6 protein-coding genes are annotated in these 4,305 nt (G+C 28.1%); all 6 read left to right on the top strand.

Annotation, left to right across the window (positions count from 1 at the left end; all coding sequences use genetic code 11):
- Positions 1–71: 71 nt before the first annotated feature.
- Positions 72–977, top strand: coding sequence for a DMT family transporter (locus RR539_RS04360; RefSeq protein WP_332483465.1), 906 nt, complete (start codon positions 72–74; stop codon positions 975–977).
- 90 nt (positions 978–1,067) lie between these two features.
- Entirely contained in the window at positions 1,068–1,814 is a 747-nt protein-coding gene (locus RR539_RS04365) for a DUF4931 domain-containing protein (RefSeq protein WP_332473523.1), read from the top strand.
- A 109-nt stretch (positions 1,815–1,923) separates the two neighbouring features.
- Positions 1,924–2,409, top strand: a complete 486-nt coding sequence (locus tag RR539_RS04370; RefSeq protein ID WP_332483466.1) for a hypothetical protein — start codon at positions 1,924–1,926, stop codon at positions 2,407–2,409.
- 98 nt (positions 2,410–2,507) lie between these two features.
- Complete coding sequence (locus RR539_RS04375; protein WP_332483467.1) at positions 2,508–2,738, top strand: hypothetical protein; 231 nt, start codon at positions 2,508–2,510, stop codon at positions 2,736–2,738.
- A gap of 98 nt (positions 2,739–2,836) precedes the next feature.
- Positions 2,837–3,262, top strand: coding sequence for a GNAT family N-acetyltransferase (locus RR539_RS04380; RefSeq protein WP_332500228.1), 426 nt, complete (start codon positions 2,837–2,839; stop codon positions 3,260–3,262).
- A 119-nt stretch (positions 3,263–3,381) separates the two neighbouring features.
- A partial coding sequence (locus RR539_RS04385; RefSeq protein ID WP_332500229.1) for a hypothetical protein occupies positions 3,382–4,305 on the top strand: 924 nt, incomplete at its 3' end.

Genomic DNA, 4,305 nt, shown 5'->3' on the forward strand with positions numbered 1-4,305 from the left:
ATTTAGCACTTTAATATAAGGAAGTAAAGGTGTATTATATGATAATATAAACTTAAAAAGGAAGTGGGTAAATGAAGGGACATCTATTGGCAATGTTCACAATTTTTATATGGGGAAATACATTTGTATCAACTAAGGTATTATTAGAGGATTTCTCACCATATGAGGTATTATTAACAAGGTTTCTAATAGGATTCATAGTATTATTAGTTGCATATCCAAAAATTATAAAATTCAAGTCAAAGAGTGAAGAAGTGTACTTTGCACTAGCTGGAATATGTGGAGTAACTCTTTACTTCTTATTTGAAAATATAGCACTAACATATACATTAACATCAAATGTAGGAGTTATCGTATCAGTATCACCATTTATAACAGCATTAATTACAAGCAAATTAGTAGAAAAATCTCCACTTAAAAAGCAGTTTATAGTAGGATTCCTAGTTGCAATGGCAGGAATAATACTTATAACCTATAATACAGGAGCGAAACTTGACGTAAATCCTATAGGAGATATACTAGCACTACTTGCTGCAATAGTATGGTCACTATATTCAATACTAACTAATAAAATATCAACATTTGGATATACTACAATACAGTCAACTAGAAGAATATTCTTTTATGGAATTATATTTATGCTACCATTTATGATGTGGTTTAATATTAATCCTAATATATTAGATAATTTTAAGAATCCAGTTAATACATTTAATATACTATTCCTAGGAGTTGGAGCTTCTGCACTATGCTTTGCAACTTGGAATAAGACTCTAGATATACTTGGAACAGTTAAAACAAGTATGTACATATATGCAATTCCTGTAATAACAGTAATAACTTCAATTATAGTACTAAATGAATCACTTACAGCAGTGTCTTTTATAGGTATGATGTTAACTATTATAGGACTTATAATATCAGAGTGGGAATGGTCATCTAAGGATGAAAAAACACAAGAAAGTAATGTAGTATAATAAATAATTCATTAACAACTAGAAAATACTATATTTTATCATATATAATAATTATAAAATTAACATAACAATTAGATTAGAAGGTGTAATATGAAATCGACTAAGCATCTTTGCTTTAAGTACAATGTAGGTAAAGCAAAACATAAGAAAAAAGATAATGAAAACAAGTGTCCATTTTGTAATATTAGTGAACTAGAACATATACTAGATCAGAATGGAAGTATGATACTTGTTGAAAATAAGTATCATACACTAGAGGATACTTATCAATCAGTATTAATTGAAACTGATAACTGTGATGATACCATAGCTACATACTCTAAGGAATATATGAGAAGCCTTATAAAGTTTGGGGTAAATAAGTGGCTTGAGATAGAAGAAAGCTCCGAATTTAAATCGGTGGTTTTTTATAAGAATCATGGACCACTATCAGGAGGAAGTGTGCATCATGCACATATGCAGATAGTTGGACTTAAGAATATTGATTATAGAGACAACATAGACGACGAAATGTTTGAGGGAATTGAGATTCATAGTGAAGGGGATAGTAGAATTATACTATCAACTAAACCTAGAGCATGCTCTACCGAATACAATATAATATCCTCACTGGATAACTTAGAGTTTCTAGCAGATGGAATAGGGAATATAGTTAAGTATATTTTAGGTCAATGTAATAGCTTTAACCTATTTTTCTATCAGTGGAAGGGTAGTATTATATGTAAGGTAATTCCAAGATATATAACATCACCATATCTTATAGGCTACGATATACCTCAAATATCAGACAGACTAGATATTATAGTAGAAGAAATCAAAAATACATATTATAAATAAGATAAAGGTCTATTGCTATGCAATAGGCCTTTATTTGGAATTAGTATATAGTAAAAAATCCCAATTGATGTTATAATTTAACAATAAAAATAATTTGGAGGGGTATTAAATGAAAAAAGCAATTATATCAGGTATGTTAGTAATCTCCTTATTACTAGGGGGAGTTTCAAGTGTAGGTGTAGTTACAGTAGAAGCTAAAACTACACAAAAGGTTAAATCGAATAAAAAGGCAATCAAAAAATGTGTACAAGACTTATATGGAGTCTTCGATTCAAATTTAAGTAAGATAGTAGCGGCCTTAGAGAAGGAAGATTACGCTGAAGCAATTAAAATATGCGATAAAGCCATAACGTCTCTTAATAAGATCAAAAACAATATAAAGGCTGAAGTAAAAAAGACTAAGGATAAAAAGGAATTACAGGTTTTAGCTGATACACAAAAAGGATGCGACAACCTAATATCATATTTTGCATTATCTAAAAAAGGATTAAATCTACAGACAGAGGACCCAAAGATAATACAAGCAATAGAGAAGTCAGCAACATTAGCAGGAGAGTATATTAGTAAAGCCTTAGTAGCAACAAAGAAATGGTAAGTATATTTATATAAGCATAATAAATAGTAAAGGTTAATGAAATGCAATAATTTCATTAACCTTTTTAACTATAATTTAAAGGAAGAGGTGTTTTTTAGATGAAAATAGCAAAATGGCTGTTAGCTGCTGTAGCTATAATTTTGAATATTTTAGGATTTATGAGTATTATAAGCAGGAATATAGCAATTTTATTAACGTACTTAACTTTAGGAACATTGATTTTAATAGGTGCCTATGAATATTATATTCAAAATAAAAAGGTTATGGCAGCATTTGTGCTAATAGCAGATATTATAATGATTACAGCTGTAATAAACCTATATTTATAATGCCACATACCTAGTTTATATTTATAGAGGTGGAACTACATTGTTTATACAAAATTATATACTATTTATATTAGTATGTAATTTAAGGAGATTGTGATATGGATAACTTTATAATAAGAGAAAGTAATAAAAGTGAATCAGAACAAGTTATCAATGAAATTATAAACTATAATTTATCAAAGGTTCCTAAAACTCAGGAGGATGATTTTATATATATAAATAGGGTGATTTTAAATAGTGACGGGAAGATAATTGGGGGAATAAATAGTAAAATGTATTGCTGGAACTGTTTATATATTGATGTTTTATGGATTAATGAGGATTATAGAAAACAGGGATTAGGATCTATTTTATTAAAGGAAGTAGAAAATGCTTCTAAGGAAAAGGGATGTTATTTAATACATCTTGATACATTTGACTTTCAAGCAAAGGATTTTTATATAAAAAATGGATATAAGGTGTTTGGAACACTAGATGAATGTCCTAAAGGTCACAAAAGATACTTTATGAGTAAGGTTATTTAAGATAGTATGATTAATATTTAATATAGAAAAGGGAATGAAGTATTTCTTTTATAACACAGAATTAGAAATATAAGTTTATAAATAATAATACCTTAAAAGATATATTAGGAGGTTCATTAATGAACATAATTAAATTACTAGGGATAGGTTATAAGGAAGATATTATATCTAACTTATTAATTGGTTTGATTAACGGGTCTGAAGTATTTAAAAATACTTTCATTAACAAAATAGTAGGGATAGAAAATCCAGAATTATATAAAGTTGAAACATTTGTAAGAGTTAATACCTCAAAGGGAGAACCAGATATTATACTTAAGATACATAATGAGAGTACTGATATTTTGGCAATTATAGAAAATAAGTTAAAGGCTGAAGAGGGGTATGAACAAACAAAACGATACTCAGATGAAAATTGTATAAGAGAATTATGCTTGAAAAGTGACATTAACATGGATTATGAAAATATATCAACTAAGTTTATATATCTAACTCTTTTACCTGAACAAATACCTACTGGAGATATGTTTATTAATAAAACATATAAGGATATATTAGACGATGTAAATGTGGATATAGAAAGTAATAAATTAGATTATTTATATAAGGATTTTTTAAGTATGCTAGAAGACTTCTATAGTGGACTTGAAGTTAATTTAAATGATAGCCTTTTACAGGTGATTTGTAATGAACCAGATAGTCAAAAAGCATATATAAAGTTTATGAAAATAGCTAAGTTATTAAATTTTCAAGGAAGCTTAAATATAAGTGATATAGGCAAAGTAGGGGGAACAGGTAGAGTTAGCTATATAGCTAAAATTTCAAAGGACACCTGGACTGGAAGTGAGAAGGCAATACTTAAAGATGGGTGCTATACAGTTAACAAGAATACATATGATATACATCTAGAGCTTTCCTTTGATCTAATGAGTAAAGTTATAAAGCTACCTCTTCACTATGAAACTAATCCATACATACCTAAAAAGAAATTAGAAAGTAATTGTAACTTAGAAGATTATGAGGATTATATTAATGCAAGAAAT

Origin of the sequence: Clostridium sp., from assembly GCF_036639235.1 — a bacterium.
In the GTDB taxonomy this organism is placed as follows: Bacteria; Bacillota; Clostridia; order Clostridiales; family Caloramatoraceae; genus Clostridium_AB.